Source organism: Rhizobium sp. 05L419, assembly GCF_056397845.1.
In genome coordinates this window covers 14,887-40,688 of sequence record NZ_JBFTOF010000006.1, presented here as the reverse complement: position 1 = coordinate 40,688, position 25,802 = coordinate 14,887, and the positions used below count along the sequence as shown (strand labels likewise).

Below are 25,802 nucleotides of genomic sequence, written 5' to 3'. Positions count from 1 at the left end.
ACTGGACCTGCATGGTTGAATCAGAAGCCCAGGGGCGCCTTCCAGGGATTGCTCCGGTCTCCGTCGTCGATATCGGGTCGAACTCGATCCGTGTGGTCATCTATGAAGGCATGTCCCGGTCGCCAACGATCCTTTTCAACGAAAAGGTACTCTGCGGCCTTGGCAAAGGCATCGCGCTGACCGGCAAGATGGACGAGGCGAGCGTCGAGCGCGCCTTGAATGCCCTGCATCGTTTCAAGGCGCTGTCGGAGCAAGCACGCGCGGCGACGATGTATGTGCTGGCCACGGCCGCCGCCCGCGAGGCGTCCAACGGGCCGGACTTCATTCATCGAGCCGAAACCATCCTCCGGCGCAAGATCCGCGTTCTCTCCGGCGAGGAGGAGGCCAAGTTCTCCGCTCTCGGTATCGTCAGCGGCTTCTTTGACCCGGACGGCATCGCCGGCGACCTTGGCGGCGGCTCGCTTGAGCTGATCGACATCAAGGGCAAGGAGATCGGCAAGGGCATTACGCTGCCGCTCGGTGGCCTGCGCCTGTCGGAATACGCCGGCGGTTCGCTCGCCAAAGCACACGCCTTTGCCCGCAAGCATGTAAAGACAAGCGCCAAACTGCTGGCAAAGGGCGAGGGACGAACCTTCTACGCAGTCGGCGGCACATGGCGAAACATCGCCAAGTTGCACATGGAGATGTCCGACTATCCCCTGCACATGATGCAGGGCTACGAAGTCTCGCTCGACGCGATGATGCAGTTCCTCAATCAGGTCGAAACGGCTAGGGATTCCAGGGATCCAGCCTGGATGGCGGTTTCGAAATATCGCCGCGCCCTGCTACCGTTCGGCGCCGTGGCCATGAAGGAAGTCCTGAGCGCGATGAAGCCCTCGGTCATCTCTTTCTCGGGGCAGGGTGTTCGTGAAGGCTACCTCTATTCGCTGCTGTCCGAAGGCGAGCGCCGCGCCGATCCGCTACTGGCGGCTGCCAGCGAGCTTGCAATTTTGCGCGCACGCTCGCCCGAACACGCCCGCGAGCTCGCCGACTGGACGGGCCGGATGATGCCCCTGTTCGGCGTAACAGAGACACAGGAAGAGGCGCGATACCGGCAAGCTGCCTGTCTTCTTGCCGATATCAGCTGGCGTGCCCATCCCGACTATCGCGGCTTGCAGGCGCTGAATATTATCGCGCACTCGTCTTTCGTCGGCATCAGCCATCCCGGACGGGCGTTCATTGCGCTCGCGAACTACTACCGCTTCGAAGGCCTGAATGACAACGGTGCGACCGGCGCGCTGGCGACGATCGCCACGCCGCAATATGTCGAGCGCGCCAAGCTGTTGGGAGGCATTTTACGCGTTGTCTACCTCTTCTCGGCGTCGATGCCGGGGATCGTGCGCAATCTGACGTTCGCAAAGTCGTCGAACCCGGATCTCGATCTTGAATTCGTCGTTCCGGCCGAATATCGCGATTTCGCCGGCGAGCGCCTCGATGGTCGCTTGCAGCAGCTCTCCAAGCTCACCAACAAACGCCTGGCATTCCGCTTCGAATAGTCATCGTCCCATTCCTGGTGCTATCAGCCAATATGCAAACAGCCCCCGTTCCTCATGCGAACGGAGGCTGTTTCAGTTGTTGTCCGACGCCTTACTTCGCGTTCAGCAGCTCGCCGACTTCGAGCAGGTTGAACTCGTTGTCGTCGGCCTTATCGACTGCACGACCAGCGGAGAATGGCAGGTTGTTGTCGTTGCCGACGACGATGTGCGTGGCATCGACGCGATCGACGTTTTCGATGGTCACGAACGGCATGTCGTAAAAGCCCTTGCCGCCGCCCTGCTTCTTCCTGTTGTCGGGGTCTTCGATACGCATCAGATCGATATAGCCGATCTTGCGCACCGCCTTGCCGGCATTGGCGTCGTTGAACTCGATTTTATAGATGCGCTTGAGGTCAGCAGGAGCGTCAAAGCAATCCGGCTTCGGCTGCTTGGGATCGGCGCAAGCCTTGTCCTTCGCGCCGGCTCCGTTGTCGCGCTCGATGACGAGAGCGGTCGCATCGTCCAGCATGTTGAAGTCGCCGATCGATGCAGCCTTATCCTCGAAAGGATAGAGCCAGCTGCGACCGGTCCAGCTCTTCGAGGCAGTGTCGAACTCGATGACGCGGATGGCGGTGTGCCCGTCCACCGTCTCCATCTTGCCGTCGTCCTGATAAAGTGCGCCCTCCAGAAGTCCGTAGAGCTTGCTGCCGTCCTTCGACATGGCGAGACCTTCGAAGCCGCCCGAGCGCTTCAGGTTGAAGGCCGGCATCTTCGCTGCCGGATTGGCCGGAACCGAGACAAGCGGATTGTCGGGCGACAGAACTGGCTTTCCGTCGACGACGGTCGCGACAACGTCGGTCAGACGGCCTTCGGTGTCGAACTTCAGAATGTAGGGGCCGAATTCGTCGCCGATCCAGAAGCCGTCGGCAACCGGCTGCACTGACTCGATGTCGAAATCCGCACCGGTAAGATAGCGCTTCTCAGCGCCCTCGAGCACGATCGGGAAAGGGGCCTTCTTGTCCGGGTCCGAAAGGAACAGGTTCTTCACCACTTCGACCTTGCCCGACTTCCAGTCAAACTTCACCTGATGCAGGAAGAGCATGGCATCGCTGGAATTGGCCTTGGAACCGAAGCCGTTGTCCGACAGCGTCCAGAACGTGCCGTCAGGCATGGTCTTGATACCGGAGAAGCCTTGGATCGGCTGTCCGTCGAAAGGAAGCTTCAGATCGGTGATGCGGGCGCCGTCCTTACCCGGAACGGTGCTAAGGGATTCCGTGCGCTTGCGGTCAGGCGTTGTAAACTTGCCGGAATGCTTGAGGAACTCGGGAGCATCGGCGGGTGCCGGAACGAGTGTGTTGGCTGGCAGAATGGCCTGGCCTGCGAGCTTTGCGGGAAACTGTTGTTGGCCTGCGGCTGCAGAGCCGGCGATCAAAAGAACAAACGAAACGGAAGCAAGAAGAGCATTTTTCATGGAAACCCCCAGGGACTGGAATGCGGGTTCCGATTAGCAGGGCTTTCATGTCGGCGCGTTGACGCCTGCGTGAAGCTTTGGTGACGCCATTCGACTATCGGCTTTTGAGAGCGCAATGACGGCAAGGCTCTGCCCGCGCCCCTTGACCGCGTGATGCCCGAGGTCCTCTGCCGAAACAGCCTCCGGCAGTTTGATCCGCTGGGCGAGATCGGCCGATATGAGGACGGAGCGGTTCAGCGTCTTGCAAAGGGATTCGAGGCGGGCCGTGGTGTTTATCGTGTCGCCGAAATAGGTGATCTTGTGGTGGTCGATCCCAATTTCCGCTGTGATGATGTTGCCGCCATGCAGGGCCGCGCGGAGGCGTGGGACTTGCCCATACTGCTTCAGCCAGCTTTCAGCGTCGGCTTCTATTGTGCCGATGATTTCAAAGATGCAGTTCACGCATCTGGCAAACTTCACTCCGCGCTCAAGCGGCCAAGTTATGATTGCCGCATCGCCGACATAGTCGTCGATCGTGCCCTTGTACTTTCTGACGGGCTCGGCGAATGCGGCAAACAGCGAGCTCAGCATCTGTTGCGCCCGCAAATCGCCGTGTTTCTCGGCAAACGCCGTCGAGTCTACGAGGTCGATGAAAAGGAAAACGCGCTCTTCGCTGATAGGCTTGCGATAGCGGCTGATCAGCATGCTGGTAAAGACATCGCGACCAAGCAGTTCTCGCACGCGAAGGACAAAGATGAGGAGGGTGCAGACGGCAAGCGCATAGAGGAAAACATGGAACGGCAGAATGACCACATCGACCCAGGAAGCCGGCTCGATCAGACCAAGCCCCCAGAGCGACAACCCGGCAGCGGCGAAGCCGACGCTCATCAGGATCTCATAAATGAACAGCTCGGCTAGGATGAAGGTCAGCGTCGGTAGCGATTGAATGCGGCGGTAGAGGCCGCGGAACACGACCTTACGCTCAAACGCGAGGATCGGCATCCCGATGAAGAGCGCAAACGTTGCGCCGATAAACGGGCGGTTGTCGCCGTAGAACAACACGTCGTAGAGGACGCCGCTTGCTGCCATCACGAGCGCGATCAAAAGCCAGTTCTGGACCGGAGATATTTCCCTCATGCCGCCCTTTTTGCTCTGACAGTTCGCCAGATGTCCACTCGGCATATAGGAAATGCAAAGCGTTTAAAAAAGGGCGATCAGAGAGTGACCGTCTCGACTTTCTTGCCGACGAAGCGAAGCGCGACCTGACCCTGGATCAGCTGCAGCGCCGGCTCGCCGAAAAGCTCCCGTCGCCATCCCTGCAAGGCTGCGACCTCGGCCTTCTCGCCTTCGGCTGCAATCTTGTCGAGATCCTCGCTGTTGGCGATCACCTTCGGCGCAACGCCGTGCTTTTCCGAGATCAGCTTCAAAAGAACCTTCAACAGCTCGGCCGCTGCTGCGGCGCCCTCAGGCGGCTGACTCTGCCGTGGAGCGTGGGGCATGTCGGCTTTCGGCAAGGCCAACGCCTCGTTGACCGCCTCGACCACTGCCGCGCCTGCTGCCGAGCGTTCCCAGCCCTTCGGAATCGTCCTCAGCCGGCCGAGCGCTTCGGCGTCCTTCGGCTGCTGCTGGGCGATCTCGTAGATCGCATCGTCCTTCAGGACGCGCGAGCGCGGCACGTTTCGCGAGCGTGCCTCGCGTTCGCGCCAGGCTGCCACATATTTCAGGATCGCAAGCTCCTGTGGCTTGCGCAGACGCATTTTCAGGCGCTGCCAGGCATCGTCCGGATGCATGTCGTAGGTTTCGCGCGCTTCGAGGATGTCCATCTCCTGCGAAAGCCACGAGGAGCGCCCCTCGCGCTCGAGCTCGGCCTTGAGATAGAGATAGACGTCGCGCAGATGCGTCACGTCGGCCAGCGCATAGTCGAGCTGCTTTTCGGAAAGCGGCCGGCGGCTCCAGTCGGTGAAGCGCGACGATTTGTCGATCTGCACGCCCTTGGTGCGGCTGACGAGCTGGTCGTAGGAGACAGAATCGCCAAAGCCGCAAACCATGGCTGCGACTTGCGTATCGAAGATCGGATGCGGAATCAGGCCGCCACGGTTGAAGATGATTTCGATGTCCTGACGCGCTGCGTGAAAGACTTTCAGCACGCCGGCATTGGCCATCAGTTCGAAGAACGGCTTGAGATCGAGGCCCTTTGCCAGCGGATCGACAAGGACTTCCGTCGTCGGGCTGGYCATTTGGATCAAGCAAAGTTCCGGCCAGAACGTCGTTTCCCGAAGAAACTCGGTGTCGATGGTAATGAAATCTGACTTGGCCAGCTCTTTGCAGGCCGCCTCCAATTCGGCGGTTGTTTCGATCATCTCAATTCATTCACAGGACAAAGGTTGATAAATCTTCCTTCTCCTTTCAGCCGGATATGTCAACCGGAACCCGCAATTGTCCGTCAAACAACCCTGATATAACTCGTCATGCCGGTCTTCTGGTGCTCAATGATGTGGCAATGCAACAGCCAGTCTCCCGGATTGTCGGCCACGAAGGCGAGCTGAACCTTCTCGTCCGGCTGGATCAGATAGGTGTCGGAGACGAGCGTCATGGCCTCGCGCGTCGATGATGAGATTGTGGTGAAGCTCATGCCGTGCAGGTGGATCGGGTGGGTGTGGGGCGTCACGTTCTCCAGCTGCATGATGTAGCTCTGCCCCAGCTTGAGCTCCGCAAGCGGGGCGGTCGGATCGGGCGTGTCGCCCGGCCACGGTACCTTGTTGATCGCCCAGAAACTGTAGCCCAACGTACCACAGATGCTGTCTGCGGGTGCGTTTTCGGCCGTTGCGCTGAGGATGAGCGGTATCTTGTGTGCTGACGAAAGGTCAGCCCTGGCGACGGGGTTTTCGCCAAGCGCAGCCAGATCGCCGACATTGCGTTTCAAAGACCGTCCGACCGCCCTGAGCTTGGCGATCGTCTTCGGCGTGGTGCCGCGAATGTCTTCCAGTGTTGCAATCGCGCCTTCGTCGTCGGGCATGCGGACTGCAAGGTCGAGACGCTGGCCGGGCCCGATCAGCAGCAGGTCGAGGGGGAATCGCGTCGGCACCGGGTTCCCGTCGATAGCGATCACGGTTGCCTCGGCACCCTCCATTTTCAGCGAAAAAATGCGGGTGACGTCGGTCACGGCAATGCGGAGACGGATCAAGCCGCCGGCTGGCGCGTCGTACTGTGGCTCCTGGTGCCAGTTGGCAGTCCTGACCGTTCCATAGGTCCCGCTCTTCGCCGCATCGCGCGGCCGGAAGGGAGCGATGAACTGGCCGTCGCTGCCGAGCCGCCAGTCGCGCAGATTGAGCACGACTTCGGAATCGAACGCCGGATCGGCCGCATCCTCGACCACGATCACGCCGGTCATGCCGTGGCCCATCTGCGTCAACGTATTGCAATGCGGGTGATACCAGAAGGTGCCGGCATCAGGTGGCGTAAAGGTGTAATCGAAGCTGTCGCCCGTATAAACGTAGGGCTGCGTCATGAAGGGGACGCCGTCCATCTTGTTGGCGATTCTCAAGCCGTGCCAATGGATCGTTGTAGGCTCGTCGAGCGTGTTGGTCAGCCGCGCGGCGTAGGGTTTCCCCTTGGCCATCCTCAGCACCGGCGGCATCCCGCCGTCGCCCCAGCTCATGATGTCCTTGGTCAGCCCCGTATTCGTCAAAGCCGCCTGCGTCTTCATCGCTTTCAGCAGCTGTGGTTCGGGCGCGGCTTCCGCGAGCCCGACCTTTCCCGCGACCCCGACGCCGATCCCGTAGGCACCCGCCACGGCCGAGGCCTTCAAGATATTGCGGCGGGTGAGGAGAGGCATGGCGAGGCTCCGGAAAAACGATCTCGTTCCTCTTTAAAGTTGACCGCTGTCTTCAGCAATATGCGTTGGGCTGCCAAACTGCCGCACGGCTTCGCGGGGATGGGAGGCTTGCCTGGTTGCGACAAACCCTGGCAAAGCAGATGCCGCTTGCGCCAAGTCTTGACAAATCAGGCAGTCCATGCGCTTTTCCGCCCGATTTTCTTGTCGGCGCGGGAGAGCCATTGGAGCCCCTTGCTGCCGTCTTAAGCCAATACCGGGAATTGAGATTATGCATCGCTACCGCAGCCACACATGTGCCGCCCTCCGCAAGTCGGATGTCGGCTCGACTGTCCGGATTTCCGGCTGGGTCCATCGCGTTCGCGACCACGGCGGCGTCCTCTTCATCGACCTTCGCGATCACTACGGTATCACCCAGGTCGTCGCGGATCCGGATTCGCCTGCCTTCAAGCAGGCCGAATCCGTCCGCGGCGAGTGGGTTATCCGCATCGACGGCCTCGTTAAGGCGCGCACCGATGACACCGTCAACAAGACGATGGCAACTGGCGAGATCGAACTCTACGCGCAGGAGATCGAAGTTCTCTCTGCTGCCAAGGAGCTGCCGCTGCCTGTTTTCGGCGAGCCCGACTATCCCGAAGACGTGCGCCTGAAGTACCGCTTCCTCGACCTTCGCCGCGAGACGCTGCACAAGAACATCGTCAAGCGCACGCAGGTGATTTCTTCCATGCGCCGCGAAATGGGCAATGTCGGCTTCACCGAATACACGACACCGATCCTGACGGCATCCTCGCCTGAGGGCGCGCGCGACTTCCTCGTGCCGAGTCGCATCCATCCCGGCACTTTCTACGCACTGCCGCAGGCACCGCAGCAGTACAAGCAGCTGCTGATGGTCGCGGGCTTCGACCGCTACTTCCAGATCGCCCCGTGCTTCCGCGACGAAGACCCGCGTGCAGACCGTCTGCCGGGCGAATTCTATCAGCTCGATCTCGAAATGAGCTTCGTCGAGCAGGAAGACGTCTGGAACACGATGGGCCCGATGATGACCTCGATCTTCGAGGAATTTGCCGAAGGCAAGCCTGTTACCAAGGAATGGCCGCGTATTCCCTACGACGAAGCGATCCGCAAGTACGGCTCCGACAAGCCTGATCTGCGCAACCCGATCGTCATGGAAGCCGTCACCGATCACTTCGCCGGCTCAGGCTTCAAGGTCTTCGCGGGCATGATCGCCTCGAACCCGAAGGTCGAAATCTGGGCGATCCCGGCAAAGACCGGCGGCTCCAGAGCGTTCTGCGACCGCATGAACGCCTGGGCGCAGAGCCAGGGCCAGCCGGGCCTCGGCTACATCTTCTGGAAGGAAGAAGACGGCAAGATCGCCGGCTCCGGCCCGCTTGCCAAAAATATCGGCGAGGAGCGCACCGACGCGATCCGCATGCAGCTCGGCCTCGAAGCGGGCGACGCTTGCTTCTTCGTCGCCGGCGAGCCGAGCAAGTTCTACAAGTTCGCAGGCGAAGCCCGCAACCGCGCTGCCGACGAGCTTAACCTCATCGAACGTGACCGCTTCGAGCTGTGCTGGATCGTCGACTTCCCGTTTTTCGAATGGAGCGAGGAAGAAAAGAAGATCGATTTCGCCCACAACCCGTTCTCGATGCCGCAGGGTGGCCTCGATGCGCTGTTGAATCAGGATCCGTTGACGATCAAGGCGTACCAGTACGACGCCGTCTGCAACGGCTTCGAAATCGCCTCGGGCTCGATCCGCAACCAGTCGCCGGAAACCATGGTCGCTGCCTTTGAAAAGGTCGGTCTCAGCCAGCAGGACGTCGAGGATCGCTTCGGCGGCCTCTACCGTGCCTTCCAGTACGGCGCGCCTCCGCATGGCGGCGCAGCCTTCGGTATCGATCGTATCGTTATGCTGCTCGTCGGCGCCAAAAACCTGCGCGAAATCTCGCTGTTCCCGATGAACCAGCAGGCGCAGGATCTCCTCATGGGCGCCCCGACCCCGGCAACGCCGGCACAGCTCCGAGAACTGGCTATCCGCCCGATCCCGCCCGTCAAGAAGGACTGAGCGGGTCTGCTTTAAACAAGAAAAGCCGGCGATCGATTTTGCCGGCTTTTGTATGCGGGAGGCCGATCATATTGCGGCCTAGATTGCTTCGCGAAGATCCACTTTGATGCGGCCCCACATCCCTTCCAGTGCGGTATTGGGAAGGGCCACGACAGTACTTCTTCGACGGATCCGCAACMAGCTGTGACCGTAGACGCGGCCCCACTGCGAGCCCCTTGACAAGAGGCGCTGCCAACGGATCGGTCACCACCGCCCAGCCGAAACCCTGCGGTTGCGGACGCTCGGCGCGTTCACGACGCGTATCGAGCGGGGCATCGCGGAGGCCAAAGAACCCGGCGAGCAAGGCGCACCGGGTTCTTCAATTCGAACATCGTCGTCTTAATCGTTCGCCGAAACCTTGACGCCCAGCACCTGCGGTAGCGTATTCGGTGCACCCATGGCGGCTCCCATGATCATCGGCAGCGGCACCGGCTTGGCAGGCGCTGCGCTGACCGTCAGGCTCTTGGGGTCGTCGAGGAAGGTGTTTACCGCAGCCGATACTGCATTCTGCAGCTCAGGGATGTTGAGCTGCGCCAGCATGATCGGCGTCATCGCCTTCAGAGAATCTGCCATCTGCTTGCCGGACATGCCCTGCTGGCTGCCGGCGTAGTCGAGCGCGCGCTTGGTGATCGACGCATCGTCGAAGCGGATCTGGGCGCTTTCGAACGACAGTTGCTGCATCAGGCCAAGCATTGACAGGCCGAATGCCTGCTGTGCCTCTTCCTTGTTCTGATTGGCTTCCGCCTGCTTGGCGGCTTCCTGCAGCGACTTCACGAAGGGCATGGTGTAGCCGGAAATTTTGAACGCAAGGTTCAGTTTGCCGACATTGGTGAAGTCGAACGCGAACTCGGAAACGTCGATCGTGCCCGGCGTCAGCTCCCAGGCGCCCTTCATGGTGATGTCGCCATTGATGTGCTGAAGCGCGAGCTTGTCGATGGCTTCCTTGCTCTGCGGGTCGCTGGCCTTGGTGAGGTCGGCCTTTAGGCTCTTGAACGCGCCGTCGAAATCGAACCCGGATTCGTCTTCGCGCAGCGTCAGGTTGACATCACTGCCGCCGAGCGAGAACACTTCGGCGCCGTCCTTGACGACCTTTACCGGGCCGCTATGCGCGCTCTCATAAAGCAGCATGGAATCCAGGCCCTCGCCCTTCGGATCGGCCGGGATCGAAATGCCGCCGAGGGTCAGCCCTGTTGCCGTGAGCGTCGCGCCGTCGTTTGTTGTGTTGATATCGGGGAAGGCGGCCTCCTCGATATAGTAGCCGCCGTCCTCGTCTTCCTCGACGCCGGTCAGCGTGATTTCGCCGATCGGCAGGGCTGCGCCGCTGTTCGGCTTGAAGCTGGCATTTTTCAGCGTGACGGTAGTGCCGTCGACATCGACGCCGTCGGCTGCGATCGTGCCGCCCTGAAGGGTGTAGGCGGCGTTGATCTTCTTCAGCAGGTCCTGGCCGTCAAGGGCGAAGGCGGAGCCGGCAAGAGAAAGAAAGGCCACGCCCGAGAGCATAAGCCGCGTCGTCCTGTAAAATGTCATTGGTAGTCCTCTGGTGGCGGTGTGAAATTGGCCGTCAATCTACTACGGATCGATGGCGGTTTATATTTCGGGATTTCTAAAATTGTGTTGAAGGGATAAGCAAACAAAGTCCAAATTCAGGCGGATCGGTCCAGCGCGTTGTTTTCTTCCCGTCCGAAGACTTCATCCACAGCCGGAATGCCCGGATTCCTTGCTCGGAACCGGCATCTCGGCTAGTCAAGACAGATGGGACAAGAGATTTTGCCGCCGTCGGGCGGAGACGATCACAGCATTTTGCCGGTAGACCTGAAGGCAGCGCTCGAGGAGCGATATCTTGCCTATGCGCTGTCGACCATCATGCACCGCGCGCTGCCGGATGTTCGCGACGGGCTGAAGCCCGTCCATCGCCGCATCATCCATGCGATGAGCGAGATGGGAATTCGCTCCAATTCGTCCTTCAAGAAGTGCGCCCGCATCGTCGGCGACGTCATCGGTAAGTTCCATCCGCATGGCGACCAATCGGTCTACGACGCGCTCGTCCGCCTGGCGCAGGATTTCTCGCAGCGCTACCCCGTTGTCGACGGGCAGGGCAACTTCGGCAACATCGACGGCGACAGTGCCGCCGCCTATCGATACACCGAAGCGCGCATGACCGAGGTCGCATCGCTGCTGCTCGAAGGCATCGAGCAGGATGCCGTCGATTTCCGGCTAACCTACAACGAGGAAGACGAGGAACCGACGGTCCTTCCGGGCGCGTTCCCGAATCTGTTGGCAAACGGCTCCTCGGGTATCGCCGTGGGCATGGCGACCTCGATCCCGTCGCACAATGCGCACGAACTCTGCGACGCCGCACTGCATCTGATCAAGCATCCTGACGCGACTGTGGAAAAGCTGGTCGAGTTCATTCCAGGGCCCGACTTTCCGACCGGCGGCATCATTATCGACAACCGCGAGAGCATCGTCGAGGCCTACAAGACCGGCCGCGGTGGGTTTCGTGTCCGTGCGAAGTGGCAGATCGAGGATCTCGGTCGTGGTGGCTATCAGATCATCGTMACCGAGATTCCGTTCCAGGTTCAGAAGTCACGGCTGATCGAAAAGATCGCCGAGCTCTTGATCGCMCGCAAGCTGCCGCTGCTGGAAGATATCCGCGATGAGTCGGCGGAAGACGTCCGCGTTGTGCTGGTTCCCAAAAACCGCACGGTCGATCCGACGATCCTGATGGAATCGATGTTCAAGTTGACGGAGCTGGAAAGTCGCTTCCCGCTGAACATGAACGTACTTTCCATGGGCCGCATTCCGCGCGTGATGGCGCTGAACGAAGTCCTCAAGGAGTGGCTGGATCACCGCCGCGAAGTTCTCCAGCGCCGCTCGCGCTTCCGCCTTGCCGCGATCGACAAGCGCCTGGAAATTCTCGGCGGCTTGCTGATTGCCTACCTCAACATCGATGAGGTGATCCGGATCATTCGCGAGGAGGATGAGCCGAAGCCCGTGATGGTCGCCCGCTGGGGGCTGACCGACAATCAGGTGGAAGCGATCCTGAACATGCGGCTGCGCTCGTTGCGCAAGCTGGAAGAGTTCGAGATTCGCACCGAGTTCGACGCGCTCACCAACGAGAAAGGAGAGATCGAAGCTCTCCTCGCATCCGAGGAAAAGCAGTGGCAGACGGTCGCCTGGGAAATCGGCGAAGTGAAGAAGAAGTTCGCCAAGGCAACCGAGCTTGGCCGCCGCCGCACCCAGTTCGCCGAGGCCCCGGACGCCGACGAAGAGGCGATCCAGCAGGCGATGATCGAGAAGGAACCGATCACCGTCATCGTCTCTGAAAAGGGATGGATCCGCGCTCTGAAGGGACACATCTCCGACACGGCGACCCTTACCTTCAAGGAGGGCGACGGACTAAGGATCGCCTTCCCGGCGCAGACGACAGACAAGATCCTGATCATCACGACGGGCGGCAAGGCGTTTACGCTCGGCGGCGATAAGCTGCCGGGTGGCCGTGGCCATGGCGAGCCGCTGCGCATCATGATCGACATGGACAACGATCAGGACGTCCTGACCGCCTTTGTTCACGATCCCCAGCGCAAGCAGATGATTGTCTCGACGGCCGGTAACGGCTTCGTCGTCGTGGAAGCCGACATGATCGCCAATACCCGCAAGGGCAAGCAGATCATGAACGTGTCGATGCCAGACGAGACCAAGCTGATCGTTCCAGTCAGCGGCGATCATGTCGCCGTCGTCGGCGACAATCGCAAACTGCTTGTGTTTGCGCTTGAGCAGGTGCCCGAGATGTCCCGGGGGAAAGGCGTTCGGCTGCAGCGATACAAGGATGGCGGCATATCGGATGTACGCTGCTTTGCGATCGCCGATGGGCTCGTCTGGGAAGACAGCGCCGGCCGCACTTTCATGAGGAGCAAGGACGAGCTTGCCGAATGGCTTGCCGATCGCGCCTCGGCCGGCCGTACCGTTCCGAAGGGCTTCCCGCGCAGCGGCAAATTCGCGGGCTGAAATATATCAGCGCTCCACTCTTGGCGAGCGGGGCGGCTCCTCTAATTTTGTCCTTTAATCACAACATGGACAACATCATTCCGAAGGCGGTCGGAATGACCGCATGTGCGGCTGGTGAAGGCGGCACGTCCGATCACGGAGGAATGTTGATGGGTGCCTGCAATACCATTAGGTTGAATGTGTCGCATACCTACACAGCGTCACCCTGTGCGGTCTATGACGCGTGGCTCAATCCTGAGATCGCAAAGCGTTTCCTCTTCGCGACCGATGAGGGTCGCGTTATCCGCGCCGATATCGAGCCGCGCGTCGGCGGCCATTTTCTCGTCATCGACCGGCGGCCCACCGGTGATGCAGTTCACTATGGCGTGTTTCTGGAGTTGCGTCGTCCGAGGCGGATGGTCTTCAGCTTCTCGGTGGCAGAGCATGATCACAACGCCGATCGTATCCAGATCGACATCGAACCACTGGCGGAAGGAACGCGGCTGACGCTCTCACATGAAATGTGCGCCGAATGGGCGCAATTCGAGGAGCAGACCCGCCAGGGTTGGGTTCACGTGATGCACGGTCTTGAACGGGAGCTCGAGGCAATGCAGATGGTCAATGTGCAAGAGCTAGTTGCGCAGGCTTCCTCCGCGCCATCCAAAGCGAGTGCGCCATAATCGCGCATACGAGGATAGCGCCGCCGATCAGCGTCATTTTCGGCGGCATCTCCGCGAAGATCATCCACATCCACACCGGCGCCAGGATTGTTTCGAGAAGGTAGAACATCCCTACCTCGGGCGCAGACAGATAGCGCGGCCCGGTGGCAAGACACCAGAATGCCACCGGCATCAGTATCGCGCCGTTGAAGATGATCCAGGCAGGGTTCTCGATCGAAAGGCCGGTGGGCAGTACGATTGCGAAACCGAGAGTCGCGGGAATGCCGGCGGCCAGCAGTGGAACGAAGCCCATCTCTTTGCGCGACGCCCGACCGATGGTGATTGCCGAAGCAAGGATAAAGGCGCTGAGCAGCGCCATCGCATCGCCGAACATATGACCACCGGCCAATCCGTTGTAAACAATCAGGCTGACACCGAAAACCATAGCCATCATGGTCGCTATAGTGGCCACGGCCGGTCGCTCCTTCAGGAATACCCACGACAAGAGGGCGCCGAACATCGGGTTGAACGCAACGATGAACACGACGTTTGCCGTCGCCGTATTGAAAACTGCCAGCAGGAACGTCAACGTCGAAAGCCCGTAGAGCAAGCCCGCCGCGACGCCATGGCGTCCGGGCAGCAGGACCGGCCAGGCTCCCCTTCCATATCGTATCGCGCAAACAACGAGCAGCGTCACGATAACTGTGGTGATGCTGCGCGTGCCGAGGATTGACCACATGTCGCCATGTGCGAGACGGACGAGGGGGATGTCCATGGAGAGAGCAAGACCGCCGATCGCCGTCAGCAGCAGGCCCTTCCGATGGTCGGACAGAGCGGGTAGGGGCATTTAGTCGTGGATGCTTTCAGGCAAAATGGAAGGATCGAAACGCTCCCAGCCCCGCGGCGTGAGATGCTCCTGCGGCTGGAAGCGTGTCTTGTAGTCCATTTTCCGCGAGCCTTGAACCCAATAGCCGAGATATACGTGTGGCAGGCCGAGCGCCTTTGCGCGCCGGATGTGGTCCAGGATCATGAAGGTGCCGAGCGAACGCCGTTCGAGCTCAGGACTGAAATAGGAATAGACCATCGACAGACCGTCGCTCATGGTGTCGGTAAGCGCTGCCGCAACCAATTCCCCGCTCGGCCGGGCCTCGAGGCCGGAGCCCTCCTCGCGACGACGGTATTCTATGATCTTGGTGTTGACGTGCGTGTCCTCGACCATGATCGCGTAGTCGAGCACCGTCATGTCGGACATGCCGCCTTGCTGATGTCGGTAGTCCAGGTAGCGGCGAAAAAGCGAATATTGTTCGCTGGAGGGTTGGGCCGGAAACTCCGTCGCGATGATATCGGCATTGGTCGCCAGCACCCGCTTCATCGATTTCGTCGGCTCGAACTCCTGCGCGAGGATGCGCACCGAAATGCATGCGCGACAGGCTTCGCAGGCCGGGCGGTAGGCAATATTCTGCGAGCGACGAAAGCCACCCTGCGTCAGGATGTCGTTCATTTCGGCCGCGCGCGGGCCGACGAGATGCGTGAAGACTTTGCGTTCCATCTCGTGGGCCAGATAGGGGCAGGCAGCCGGGGCCGTCAGATAAAACTGCGGTGATGGCGTTGTCTGCGTGTTCATCTGCTGCGGAGATTTCCTTTGGTTAGATGCTTATAACAACAGCATGACTTAAGAAAAGAAAACGTCAACAGCGCGGCGAATGTCCGCGCGTGTTGACCTGCTATACTTTCGGATATGGGCCGCAAGTTTCTCCGGCAAAGGCCGGAGAAACGACGCTATTTCAGGGTGCCGAGCGAATTTTCAGGCTGTGCGAACCGTCACGGTGCCGACGAGAAAATCGTGAATGAGGCGGCTGCGCTCGGTGAACAGTCCGACAAGCAGAATCAGTGGAGTGAGAACAGAGTTCAGGATCCAGAACAGGGCGAGATGAACGATCGCAAGCAGGAAATCCATGCGCTGCCCGTCCACACGCGCGATCGCGATGCCCATGGCCCGCATTCCGAGCGAAGCCTGACTGGCACCACCGACCGTGAACCCGAAATAGAGGCCAGCGACGATCACGAACAGTGCGGGGTAGAGAAAGAAGCCAAGCCCCAGGGTGACGATCGACAAAAAGAACAGCACCACCGCGGCCGGGATGCAGAGCAGCAGAATGATGACGTAGTCGAGAACGAATGCGAAGACGCGACGGCTCAGCGTGCCGCTATAGGCGCGCCAGTCGTCCGGTGCGGCATAGAGCGGGTTCGGGTTGAGCGTCATCTTTGCGGTCTCCTTTCGAGAAGCGATGCCGCAAATATGGTATCGCTGCTCTCAAATGCAATATTGGCGGGCAACGATCAGCGTTTTGCCAACAGTCTCGCAACCTCGACAGCAAAATAAGTCAGAACGCCGTCGCATCCGGCGCGCTTGAATGCCAGCAGCGTTTCCAGCATCGCCCGCTCGCCGTCGATCCAGCCGTTTATCGCAGCTGCCTTGATCTGCGAGTATTCGCCCGAAACCTGGTAGGCGAATGTCGGCAGGCCGAATGCTTCCTTCATGCGCCAGCAGATGTCGATATAGGGCAGGCCAGGCTTCACCATGAGCATGTCGGCGCCTTCTTCGACGTCGAGTGCGGCGTCCCTGATGGCTTCGGTGCCGTTGGCCGGATCGATGTAGTAGGTCTTCTTGTCGCCCTTCAGCAGGCCACCGGTGGAGATTGCCTCGCGATACGGTCCATAGAACGCCGAGGCGAACTTGGTCGCGTAGCTCATGATGCCTACATCCTGATGGCCGGCGGCATCCAGCGCCCTGCGGATTGCACCGATCCGACCGTCCATCATTTCCGAGGGCGCAATGATATCGGAGCCGGCGTCGGCCTGCATGACCGCTGCGCGACAGACCTGCTCCACGGTTTCGTCGTTGACGATCTTGCCGTTCCGCAAGATGCCGTCGTGACCATGGCTGGTGAAAGGATCAAGCGCCACATCGGTGATAACGCCGATATTGGGGACCGCTTTCTTGATTGCGGCCGTTGCCTGATTGATCAGATTGTTGACCTCTAGGCTATTGGATCCGGTGTCGTCTCGCAGTTCCATTTCGATATTTGGGAAGGTCGCGATCGCCGGAATGCCGAGATCGGCGGCCTCTTTTGTGGCCTCGACCAGCTTGTCTACGCTCATGCGGTTGACGCCGGGCATGGCCGGGATCGGTTCGACGATGCCCGAACCCGGAACGACGAAGACCGGCCAGATGAGATCGTCCACCGTCACACGGTTTTCCTGCACCAACCGACGGGTCCAGTCAGCTTTGCGGTTGCGGCGCATGCGGCGGTGGCCGGTGATTTCATCGACGAGGTGCGTCTTGTCCTGCATGATCACTAACTTTCAGTCATTCCACTTGTCGGTGTGCTCATTATCATGCTGCCTGCAGAATCGAAACCGGACGATTGGCCGCAATGGAGGAAGCGCTGGCGAAGACGCAACCGCAGCCCTATTGTTTGGAGCATGGATGCTGATTCTCCGACAATACCGAAAAGCACGCTGACAAGCGTTCTCTTTGTCCTTTTCCTGCGGCTGGTTGCAATCTCCTGCTTCTGGTTCGGCTTGCAGTATTGGGCGATGCTCGTCGGTTATTCGCTCGTCGGCGCGGGACGCTTCGATCTTCTTAGCCTGCCGTGGAAGGTGGCCAGTACGTGTCTGGCTGTCGTCTTTCCGGTAGCAGCGCTCGGTCTATGGCTTGTCGTGTCGTGGGGACCGGTGATCTGGGTGCTTGCTGCTGGCGGCCAGATCATCATGTATGGGTTCCTGCCGGAGATCTTCGGAGCCAACCGTCTTATCATCCTGCTGCACATTCTAGTCGCTGTTTTATATTGGGTATTTCGCTTCATCCTGTGGCAGGAGAAGCGCAGACGGCGGGAGCAGGTAAGCGTTGATTTACCCTGATACAACGATGGGTTTTCGGTAAGGCACTGTTAAGCCTGCAGTTTAAGTAGAATTTTATTTGTATTCGATAGTGTCTGTCTCAAGGCGGGAAGAAAACCAACACCGCCAAACAAACAGTGAGGCAGTCATCATGAACACGAAAATCAAGCCGCAGGCGGTATCGAACTTCCGTGACCAGCAGGAGCAGGGCATCCGTGATCTTTACATGGAATCGCTTCATCTTGTTGAACGTCTTCACCGCCGTCTCCTCGACGTCATCAAGGATGAGTTCGACCGTCAGGGTCGCAGCGACGTCAATGCCGTCCAGGCGCTTCTCCTTTTCAACATCGGCAACTCGGAGCTGACCGCTGGCGAACTTCGCTCGCGCGGCTACTACCTGGGCTCCAACGTGTCCTACAACGTCAAGAAGCTCGTCGACCTCGGCTTCATCAACCATCAGCGCTCGCGTATCGACCGCCGTTCGGTTCGCATCAGCCTGACGGAAACCGGCCAGGACATCGCTGAAACCGTTGGCAAGCTTTATGAGCGCCACATCGCCTCGATTGACAAGGTCGGCGGCATCGGCACGGACGAATTCACGCAGATGAACAAGCTGCTGACCCGTCTCGACCGTTTCTGGAACGATCAGATCCTGTACCGTCTCTAAGGAATACGACCCTCCAAGGTCAAAGAAAACCGGATGCGTTTCCCTGCGCGTCCGGTTTTGTCATTGAAGGTCCCGTGTCATCTTTGCAACGCATGGCAGACAAGCGCAATCGCCTGTTTTCAAGCCGTTTTTTAGCCGCTATTAACCCGCACAGTTTGTGCAACGTTGCTTGCCATCGACGGTTGAGTTCTGCGCCGGTGACACGAATTGGCCATATTAGCATGTCAGCGGAAACGCACGGCAACTGGGGCTTCCCAAATCAGAGGTCCGATAACCTCGCGCTGCCAGCTCGCAATCATGTGATCGCGGGTGGCGGATTTTTGTGATGCGCCGTGGCAACGGGTTGATAGGGATCTGCGTTCTCGCAGTGATAGGGCAAAGGCCGCCGGTCTCTCAAGCAGCGGCAATACAGTGGTTGGGATGATGTCGAAAAAAAACGGAACTGAAGTTCTCTCTCGCCGGGCGTTTCTAGCCTCTGCGGCAATCATCGGTGCGGGCGCGGTCGCAGCACCCGCTTTGGCGCAGACGGCGATCGATTCGTTGATCAATGCGCCCGAACGCGGCGACTGGGACGATCAGTTCGATGCGAAGGCTGCTTCCCGCACGGCGACGGCTATCGTTTCCAATACGCCGATCCTCGGACCGCAATCGGTCGGCAGCATGCAGCAGGCCATTTCGCAGTATCAGCAGATCGCATCAGCCGGCGGCTGGCCCCAGGTCAATCCGGGCGAGCAGCGCCTTCAGATCGGCGTCACCGACCAGTCGGTTCAAGCTCTTCGCCAGCGTCTCGCCATCACCGGCGACCTGCCGCGCGAAGCCGGCATGTCCTCGGCGTTCGACTCCTATGTCGATGGTGCCGTGAAGCGCTTCCAGGCCCGCCACGGTCTTCCGGCCGACGGCGTTATCGGCGAATTCACGCTGAAGGCGATGAACATTCCGGCCGACGTGCGCCTGCAGCAGTTGAACACCAACTTCATCCGCCTGCAGACCTTCCCGGCAGAGCTCGGCCGTCGCCACGTCATGGTCAACATTCCGGCCGCCTACGTCGAGGCCGTCGAAGACGGCAGCGTGGCGACGCGCCATGCGGCCGTCGTCGGCCGTCTCAGCCGCCCCACGCATCTCGTCAACTCGAAGATCTACGAGGTTATCCTCAATCCTTACTGGACCGCGCCGCGCTCGATCGTCGAGAAGGACATCGTGCCGCTGATGCGAAAGGATCCGACCTATCTGGAGAGAAACGCCATTCGCCTCCTCGATGGCAAGGGCAACGAGGTTGCCCCGGAAACGATCGACTGGAACGCCGAGAAGGCTCCGAACCTGATGTTCCGGCAGGACCCCGGCAAGATCAACGCCATGGCGTCGACGAAAATCAACTTCTACAACAAGAACGGCGAGTACATGCACGACACGCCGCAGCAGGGCCTGTTCAACAAGCTCATGCGCTTTGAGTCGTCGGGCTGCGTCCGCGTTCAGAACGTCCGCGATCTGACGAATTGGTTGCTTCGCGACACTCCGCCGTGGTCGCGCCAGCAGATGGAGCAGGTCATCACGACCCGCGTCAACACGCCGATCAAACTTGCCGAGGAAGTTCCGGTTTACTTCGTCTATATCTCAGCTTGGGGCATGCCTGACGGCGTCGTGCAGTTCCGCGACGACATCTACCAGATGGATGGCAACGCCGAACTGGCGCTCGATACAACCGCTGGCACGGAACAACCCGTTCAGTAAGGCCAGGGCCACCTGTCCTGCAATTTGCTTTCGAAGCCGCGCCTTTCCGGGCGCGGTTTTTTGTTGCGCGTAGATTGCCTAGCAAATGTCGTTCTTCGTATTGCTCTCGTGAAGGCGGAAGGCTAAAGCTTCGCGCATTCAAGTTGAGGAGCCCGCCCATGACAAATGCTTCCACTCAGACCTTCTTCAATCGTTCGCTTGCCGACACCGATCCGGACATCTTCGGCGCGATCGAAAAGGAACTCGGCCGCCAGCGGCATGAGATCGAACTCATTGCCTCGGAAAACATCGTTTCCCGTGCGGTACTGGAAGCCCAGGGCTCCATCATGACGAACAAGTACGCCGAAGGCTATCCGGGCAAGCGCTACTATGGCGGCTGCCAGTTCGTCGATATCGCCGAAGAACTGGCGATCGACCGCGCCAAGAAGCTCTTCGGGGTCAACTTCGCCAACGTTCAGCCGAACTCAGGTAGTCAGATGAACCAGGCCGTTTTCCTGGCGCTGCTGCAGCCGGGCGACACGTTCATGGGCCTCGACCTCAACTCGGGCGGCCACCTGACGCACGGTTCGCCGGTCAACATGTCCGGCAAGTGGTTCAACGTCGTCTCTTACGGCGTCCGCGAAGGCGACAACCTGCTCGACATGGACGAAGTCGCTCGCAAGGCTGAAGAAACCAAGCCGAAACTTATCATCGCCGGCGGCACAGCCTACTCCCGTATCTGGGACTGGAAGCGTTTCCGCGAGATCGCCGACTCCGTCGGCGCCTATCTCATGGTCGATATGGCCCACATCGCCGGTCTCGTTGCCGGCGGCCAGCATCCGTCGCCGTTCCCGCATTGCCACGTTGCCACGACAACGACCCACAAGTCGCTTCGTGGTCCGCGCGGTGGTGTTATCCTGACGAACGACGAGGATCTGGCGAAGAAGTTTAATTCGGCAGTATTTCCCGGTCTGCAGGGCGGTCCGCTGATGCACATCATCGCTGCCAAGGCCGTCGCCTTCGGTGAAGCGTTGCAGCCTGAGTTCAAGGACTATGCAGCCCAGATCGTCAAGAACGCCAGGGCGCTTGCCGAAACCCTGATCGCAGGCGGCCTGGACGTGGTTTCCGGCGGCACCGACAACCACCTCATGCTGGTGGACCTTCGCAAGAAGAACGCGACCGGCAAGCGCGCGGAATCGGCGCTCGGCCGGGCCTATATCACCTGCAACAAGAACGGCATCCCGTTCGATCCTGAAAAGCCTTTCGTCACCTCGGGCGTGCGCCTCGGCACACCGGCAGGCACGACGCGCGGCTTCAAGGAAGCGGAATTCAAGGAAATCGGCAACCTCATCGTCGAGGTTCTCGACGGCCTGAAGGTGGCCAACTCCGACGAAGGCAATGCAACTGTCGAAGCAGCCGTGCGTGGCAAGGTGATGAACCTCACCGGTCGCTTCCCAATGTACGACTACATCGGCTAAGGATAGCGCATGCGCTGCCCATTTTGCGGATCGGAAGACACACAGGTCAAGGATTCACGCCCGGCGGAGGACAATACGTCCATCCGCCGCAGGCGTATCTGTCCTGATTGCGGCGGCCGTTTCACGACTTTCGAGCGCGTCCAGTTGCGCGAGCTGATGGTGTCGAAGAAGACGGGCCGCAAGGTGCCTTTCGACCGCGACAAGCTGGTTCGCTCCTTCGAGATCGCGCTGCGCAAGCGTCCGGTCGACCGGGATCGCATTGAGCGTGCTGTCTCCGGTATCGTCCGGCGGCTGGAAAGTTCCGGCGAGGTGGAGATTAGCTCCGAACAGATCGGCCTTCAGGTGTTGGAAGCCCTGAAGAGCCTCGATGACGTTGGTTTCGTTCGTTATGCGTCGGTCTATCGCGACTTTTCTCATGCGGAGGATTTCGAGAAGGTCATCTCCGAGATCAACGCCAAGATCGCCCGCGATCCCTTGGATATATAGGCCATGAGCGCTTCGCCTGACGACGCGCGTTTCATGCAGGAGGCGATCCGGCTTGGTCTTCTCCATCTTGGCCAAACATCGACCAACCCGTCGGTCGGCTGCGTCATCGTCCGCAACGGCGAGATTGTCGGCCGCGGCGTGACCGCCATCGGCGGCCGCCCGCACGCCGAGCCGCAGGCCTTGGCAGAAGCCGGCGAATTGGCACGCGGCGCCACGGCCTTTGTGACGCTGGAACCCTGCTCGCATCACGGCAAGACGCCTCCCTGCGCTGAAGCTTTAATTGCCTATGACGTCGGCCGCGTCGTCATAAGCGTCGCGGATCCGGACCCGCGAGTTTCGGGCAGGGGTATCGCCATGCTGCGCGACGCAGGTATTGAGGTCGACGCCGGCATCCTGGAAAAAGAGGGCAGGCGGTCTCTCGCCGCCTATCTCACGCGTCAGACGAAGCATCGCCCCTATGTGATTCTCAAACTTGCAGTTTCTGCTGACGGAATGATCGGCAGAAAGGGGGAGGGTCAGATTGCCGTTACTGGCGCTACAGCGCGCGCTGAGGTGCAGAAACTCCGAGCGGAAACCGATGCGATCCTCGTGGGTATCGGGACGGCGATTGCGGACGATCCGCTGTTGACTGTCCGCGCGGTTGGCCTTGAGGGGCGGTCGCCGATCCGCATCGTGCTCGATGAAAAACTCTCATTGCCGCTGAGCAGCAAGCTTGTCGCGACCGCAAGGGACGTCCCGGTCATTGTCGTCGCAGCCGAGCCGCCCCACTTCGACAATAGCGACGACGCGGAATTTTTAGGCCGCCGTGCCGCGCTTGATGCGGCCGGCGTTGAAGTCGTTCAGTGCAATCCCTATCGTCTGGATGAGCTTCTTCCCGCTCTTGCCTCCCGGGGCATCTCGTCATTGCTTGTCGAGGGTGGGGCGAAAACAGCGCGGCTTTTCCTCGAGGGCGGTTATGTCGATCGCATCCTGCTCTACGAAGGGCCGGGCATCATTGGAGACGGCGGTATTGAAACGCCGCTGGACAAAACCGATATGCCATCCGGCTTTACCCACGTGGGCACCTTCATTGTCGGCGACGACCGCCGGGAAGAATACGAAAGAGACGTTTGATGTTTACCGGAATTGTCACTGATGTCGGCACGATCGAGGCCGTTTCGCCTTTGAAGGAAGGAATCAGGCTTCGTGTGGCCACGAGCTACGATCCTTCGACGATTGACATGGGCGCCTCGATCTCCCATTCCGGCATCTGCCTGACCGTGACCGGTCTGCCGGGCGAGGGAAGCAACGGCCGCTGGTTCGAAGTCGAAGCATGGGAAGAAGCACTGCGGCTGACGACCATCGCGACCTGGGAGGAAGGCAGTCGCGTCAACCTGGAGCGCTCGTTKAAGATCGGGGATGAGCTGGGCGGCCACATCGTCTCCGGGCACGTGGACGGCAAGGCCGAGATCCTGTCCGTTAGGGAAGAGGGGGATGCCACGCGATTTCGCCTGCGGGCGCCGGAGCACCTGGCAAAATTCGTGGCGCCTAAGGGATCGATTGCGCTCGATGGCACGTCGCTGACGGTCAATGTCGTCGAAGGCACCGATTTCGATGTCCTTTTGATCCGACATACCCTGGAAGTGACGACCTGGGGCGCACGCACGGCCGGCGATTTCGTGAATTTTGAAGTGGATACGATGGCGCGCTATGCCGCTAGGCTGGCGGAATTCCCGAGCGCGAAAGCAGAATAACCTCTCCATGGTAGTTTGCCCGCCCCGCCGCCCGGAAGCCGAGCTTTTCTGCGACGCGCAACGAGGCTGCGTTTTCGGGGGCGACGATGCAACTTATCGGTTTTGATGGGAAGTGGTTTTCTGCCCAAGCGATGAGCGCCCGCAACGCTTCAGTCGCATAGCCGCGGCCCTGGGCAGCCGGAAGTAGAGCCCAGCCGGCCTCCAGAGTTCCCTCGGTCGTGATCGGCTTCATGTCCCGTTTCATGTCGAGGAAACCCGCTTCACCGACAAAGCGGCCGCTCTGCTTTTCCTCGATCGCCAGAAAGCCGAAACCCAGATGATGCCACATTCCGGCCACGCGCAGCAGGCGCGCCCAGGCCTGCTCGCGTGTCGAAGGAGCGCCGCCGATGAAGCGGACGACGGCTTCATCGCTCCACATGGCCTGATAGTCTTCGAAGTCTTCAACGGTATGCGGCCTCAGCGATAGCCGTTCCGTCTCGATGGTCGGAATGATCGTCATGAAATGCCCCTTGAAGCTCTACTACGCGCCCGGTTCGCCATCCCAATAATCCAGATTGCCTGCTTGGCGTCCCATGAAACGGAAGCGGCTCGCATTGTCGCGATTGGTCTTGGCAAGGAATTTTCCGGAATCGGGGTACTCGACGATCTCGGTTTTGGCATTGGTCGAAATGCCGAGATAGATGAGGGGCGTAGATCCCGTATTGATGATCTGGTGTGCCGTCTCCGGTCCACCGGCCGGCGCCCCGAGCGTGTCGCCCTTTCTGATCGCATACCGTTCCCGGCCAAAGCGGTATTCGCCGTTTCCCTCGATGATGAAGAACAATTCGTCTTCGACATGGTGGTTGTGAAACGGACAGCTCGACTTGCCTGGCGGAACTTCGTTGTAGCTGATGCCGAGCCCTGCCAGGCCAATAAGCGACCCAAACGAGACGTCGTTGCTTTCATACAGCTCTCCCTGCACCGAACGATCGAGCTTGAGATCGGCAATATTGACAATAGGGGACTTTTGGACAGACATCGTTACCTCCTGCTGCGCCGGCAGGAGGCCCTATCCGGACGGAAAACACAACCCGTCACGCCCAAACAACGACATCGTTGCGTTGGGATGCGCGGTTGTGTTGCGGCGGCATTTCGAGTGCTGCGAAACAAACATATGGTCAGCCCTTCAGCCCGTACCGGGCGTTCCCTGACGAGATTTCCGATTTTGCACTTCAGCCATGAGCCGAATTTGCTTGCCATTCGTCCAAAGGCATGTTTTGACCGCGGCCTGCCGCGTGGCAGTCCTCTAAGAAATGAAGGTGAAGCATGGCGCGAGAAACCGCTCCCCATATTCTGATCGTCGAAGCTCGCTTCTACGACGACATGGCTGATGCCCTTCTTGAAGGTGCGACCTTTGCCTTGAAGGAAGCCGGAGCGACTTACGATGTCGTGACCGTTCCTGGTGCGCTTGAGATCCCCGCAGCGATTGCCATGGCGCTCGACGGAGCGGATAATGACGGCACGAACTACGATGGCTATGTGGCGCTTGGCATGGTGATCCGCGGGGAGACCTATCATTTCGACATCGTGTCGAATGAATCCTCGCGCGCATTGATGGATCTCGCGGTCAGCGAATCTCTTGCCATCGGAAACGGCATTCTCACTGTCGAAAATGACGAACAGGCCTGGGCGCGCGTACGCCGCTCGGACAAGGATAAGGGCGGATTTGCCGCTCGCGCAGCTCTCACGATGATCGAGCTGAAGACGAAACTGGGTGCATAACGAATGAGCAACGAAAACTCGGAGCGTCCGGTCAAGACAGCGAACCAGCGTGGCGCGGCGCGCCTTGCTGCGGTTCAGGCCCTCTATCAGATGGATATCGGCGGGACGGGCGTACTTGAGATCGTCGCAGAGTACGAAGCGCACCGCCTCGGGCAGGAAATCGACGGCGAGACCTACCTGAAGGCCGACGCCTCGTGGTTCCGGTCGATCGTGTCCGGTGTCGTGCGAGAACAGACGCGTCTCGATCCTCTGATTGCCTCCGCGCTGCAGGACGATTGGGCACTGTCGCGTCTCGACAGCACGGTTCGTGCCATCCTGCGTGCCGGCGTTTTCGAGCTTATTGAGCGCAAGGACGTCCCGGTCGCCGTCATCGTCACGGAGTATGTCGAGATCGCACAGGCCTTCTTTAGCGACGATGAGCCCAAGCTTGTCAACGCCGTCCTTGATCGCATTGCGAAACAGGTTCGCGGCGAAGCCAAGAAGTAGCATGTTGCGCACGGTCGGCTGACCGCTCCTCATTGAAG

General features: G+C 59.8%; 24 protein-coding genes. 13 read left to right on the top strand and 11 right to left on the bottom strand.

Annotated elements, in window-relative coordinates; genetic code table 11:
* The first annotated feature begins 11 nt into the window (after positions 1-11).
* Positions 12-1,535: an exopolyphosphatase gene (gene ppx, locus AC1DMK_RS09715; RefSeq protein WP_477858644.1), complete on the top strand. Its 1,524-nt coding sequence runs from the start codon at positions 12-14 to the stop codon at positions 1,533-1,535.
* 91 nt (positions 1,536-1,626) lie between these two features.
* Here ppx and AC1DMK_RS09710 read toward each other — a convergent pair whose 3' ends face one another.
* From AC1DMK_RS09710 to AC1DMK_RS09695, 4 genes are all read right to left on the bottom strand, one after another.
* Positions 1,627-2,985, bottom strand: coding sequence for an esterase-like activity of phytase family protein (locus AC1DMK_RS09710; protein WP_477858643.1), 1,359 nt, complete (start codon positions 2,983-2,985; stop codon positions 1,627-1,629).
* A 45-nt stretch (positions 2,986-3,030) separates the two neighbouring features.
* Positions 3,031-4,101 (bottom strand): adenylate/guanylate cyclase domain-containing protein, encoded by a 1,071-nt coding sequence (locus AC1DMK_RS09705; protein ID WP_477858642.1) that lies wholly within the window; start codon positions 4,099-4,101, stop codon positions 3,031-3,033.
* A gap of 77 nt (positions 4,102-4,178) precedes the next feature.
* Positions 4,179-5,324: a ribonuclease D gene (rnd, locus tag AC1DMK_RS09700; protein ID WP_477858641.1), complete on the bottom strand. Its 1,146-nt coding sequence runs from the start codon at positions 5,322-5,324 to the stop codon at positions 4,179-4,181.
* Between the two features lie 83 nt (positions 5,325-5,407).
* The gene (locus AC1DMK_RS09695; RefSeq protein ID WP_477858639.1) at positions 5,408-6,799 is read right to left on the bottom strand and encodes a multicopper oxidase family protein; all 1,392 of its coding nucleotides are present in this window, start codon (positions 6,797-6,799) and stop codon (positions 5,408-5,410) included.
* A 268-nt stretch (positions 6,800-7,067) separates the two neighbouring features.
* Between AC1DMK_RS09695 and aspS the strand changes: the two genes are divergently transcribed.
* On the top strand, positions 7,068-8,858 hold the full coding sequence (gene aspS, locus AC1DMK_RS09690) for an aspartate--tRNA ligase (protein ID WP_477858637.1): 1,791 nt from the start codon (positions 7,068-7,070) through the stop codon (positions 8,856-8,858).
* Between the two features lie 378 nt (positions 8,859-9,236).
* On the opposite strand, the gene AC1DMK_RS09685 is transcribed toward aspS, so the two are convergent.
* Entirely contained in the window at positions 9,237-10,424 is a 1,188-nt protein-coding gene (locus tag AC1DMK_RS09685; protein WP_037063740.1) for a hypothetical protein, read from the bottom strand.
* Positions 10,425-10,649: 225 nt separating this feature from the next.
* Here AC1DMK_RS09685 and parC point away from each other — a divergent pair, with 225 nt between their 5' ends.
* Together parC and AC1DMK_RS09675 are read left to right on the top strand one after the other, a co-directional pair.
* Positions 10,650-12,905 carry a DNA topoisomerase IV subunit A gene (gene parC, locus AC1DMK_RS09680; protein ID WP_477858635.1) on the top strand — a complete coding sequence of 752 codons (2,256 nt, stop codon included), beginning with the start codon at positions 10,650-10,652 and terminating at the stop codon, positions 12,903-12,905.
* 149 nt (positions 12,906-13,054) lie between these two features.
* Complete coding sequence (locus AC1DMK_RS09675; RefSeq protein ID WP_477858913.1) at positions 13,055-13,564, top strand: SRPBCC family protein; 510 nt, start codon at positions 13,055-13,057, stop codon at positions 13,562-13,564.
* Here the strand turns inward: AC1DMK_RS09675 and AC1DMK_RS09670 are convergent.
* The 4 genes from AC1DMK_RS09670 to hemB form a co-directional block, all read right to left on the bottom strand.
* Complete coding sequence (locus AC1DMK_RS09670) at positions 13,503-14,390, bottom strand: DMT family transporter (protein ID WP_477858633.1); 888 nt, start codon at positions 14,388-14,390, stop codon at positions 13,503-13,505. The genes AC1DMK_RS09675 and AC1DMK_RS09670 overlap by 62 nt on opposite strands.
* Positions 14,391-15,167, bottom strand: a complete 777-nt coding sequence (locus AC1DMK_RS09665) for an arginyltransferase (protein WP_037063734.1) — start codon at positions 15,165-15,167, stop codon at positions 14,391-14,393. It lies immediately after the preceding gene.
* A 180-nt stretch (positions 15,168-15,347) separates the two neighbouring features.
* Positions 15,348-15,806 carry an RDD family protein gene (locus AC1DMK_RS09660; RefSeq protein ID WP_037063732.1) on the bottom strand — a complete coding sequence of 153 codons (459 nt, stop codon included), beginning with the start codon at positions 15,804-15,806 and terminating at the stop codon, positions 15,348-15,350.
* A gap of 77 nt (positions 15,807-15,883) precedes the next feature.
* The gene (gene hemB, locus AC1DMK_RS09655; protein WP_037063729.1) at positions 15,884-16,897 is read right to left on the bottom strand and encodes a porphobilinogen synthase; all 1,014 of its coding nucleotides are present in this window, start codon (positions 16,895-16,897) and stop codon (positions 15,884-15,886) included.
* Positions 16,898-17,029: 132 nt separating this feature from the next.
* Between hemB and AC1DMK_RS09650 the strand changes: the two genes are divergently transcribed.
* From AC1DMK_RS09650 to AC1DMK_RS09620, 7 genes are all read left to right on the top strand, one after another.
* Entirely contained in the window at positions 17,030-17,467 is a 438-nt protein-coding gene (locus AC1DMK_RS09650) for a DUF6163 family protein (RefSeq protein ID WP_037063727.1), read from the top strand.
* 130 nt (positions 17,468-17,597) lie between these two features.
* Positions 17,598-18,113, top strand: a complete 516-nt coding sequence (gene ldtR, locus AC1DMK_RS09645) for a transcriptional regulator LdtR (protein WP_037063725.1) — start codon at positions 17,598-17,600, stop codon at positions 18,111-18,113.
* A gap of 423 nt (positions 18,114-18,536) precedes the next feature.
* Positions 18,537-19,841 carry a L,D-transpeptidase family protein gene (locus tag AC1DMK_RS09640; protein WP_037063974.1) on the top strand — a complete coding sequence of 435 codons (1,305 nt, stop codon included), beginning with the start codon at positions 18,537-18,539 and terminating at the stop codon, positions 19,839-19,841.
* A 158-nt stretch (positions 19,842-19,999) separates the two neighbouring features.
* A complete protein-coding gene (glyA, locus tag AC1DMK_RS09635; RefSeq protein ID WP_477858629.1) occupies positions 20,000-21,298 on the top strand; it encodes a serine hydroxymethyltransferase in 1,299 nt (432 codons plus the stop codon).
* Positions 21,299-21,307: 9 nt separating this feature from the next.
* Positions 21,308-21,784, top strand: coding sequence for a transcriptional regulator NrdR (gene nrdR / locus AC1DMK_RS09630; RefSeq protein ID WP_037063720.1), 477 nt, complete (start codon positions 21,308-21,310; stop codon positions 21,782-21,784).
* A 3-nt stretch (positions 21,785-21,787) separates the two neighbouring features.
* Positions 21,788-22,897 (top strand): bifunctional diaminohydroxyphosphoribosylaminopyrimidine deaminase/5-amino-6-(5-phosphoribosylamino)uracil reductase RibD, encoded by a 1,110-nt coding sequence (gene ribD / locus AC1DMK_RS09625; protein WP_477858627.1) that lies wholly within the window; start codon positions 21,788-21,790, stop codon positions 22,895-22,897.
* A complete protein-coding gene (locus AC1DMK_RS09620) occupies positions 22,897-23,517 on the top strand; it encodes a riboflavin synthase (RefSeq protein WP_477858625.1) in 621 nt (206 codons plus the stop codon). The genes ribD and AC1DMK_RS09620 overlap by 1 nt, the downstream gene beginning before the upstream one ends.
* Here AC1DMK_RS09620 and AC1DMK_RS09615 read toward each other — a convergent pair.
* Positions 23,480-24,016: a GNAT family N-acetyltransferase gene (locus tag AC1DMK_RS09615; protein ID WP_477858624.1), complete on the bottom strand. Its 537-nt coding sequence runs from the start codon at positions 24,014-24,016 to the stop codon at positions 23,480-23,482. The two genes, AC1DMK_RS09620 and AC1DMK_RS09615, sit on opposite strands and share 38 nt — an antisense overlap.
* A 21-nt stretch (positions 24,017-24,037) precedes the next feature.
* Positions 24,038-24,535 (bottom strand): cupin domain-containing protein, encoded by a 498-nt coding sequence (locus AC1DMK_RS09610; protein ID WP_477858622.1) that lies wholly within the window; start codon positions 24,533-24,535, stop codon positions 24,038-24,040.
* Positions 24,536-24,822: 287 nt separating this feature from the next.
* Between AC1DMK_RS09610 and ribH the strand changes: the two genes are divergently transcribed.
* Both ribH and nusB read left to right on the top strand, forming a co-directional pair.
* Positions 24,823-25,278 (top strand): 6,7-dimethyl-8-ribityllumazine synthase, encoded by a 456-nt coding sequence (gene ribH, locus AC1DMK_RS09605; RefSeq protein ID WP_037063706.1) that lies wholly within the window; start codon positions 24,823-24,825, stop codon positions 25,276-25,278.
* 3 nt (positions 25,279-25,281) lie between these two features.
* Positions 25,282-25,764 carry a transcription antitermination factor NusB gene (gene nusB / locus AC1DMK_RS09600; protein ID WP_037063704.1) on the top strand — a complete coding sequence of 161 codons (483 nt, stop codon included), beginning with the start codon at positions 25,282-25,284 and terminating at the stop codon, positions 25,762-25,764.
* Positions 25,765-25,802 lie beyond the last annotated feature (38 nt).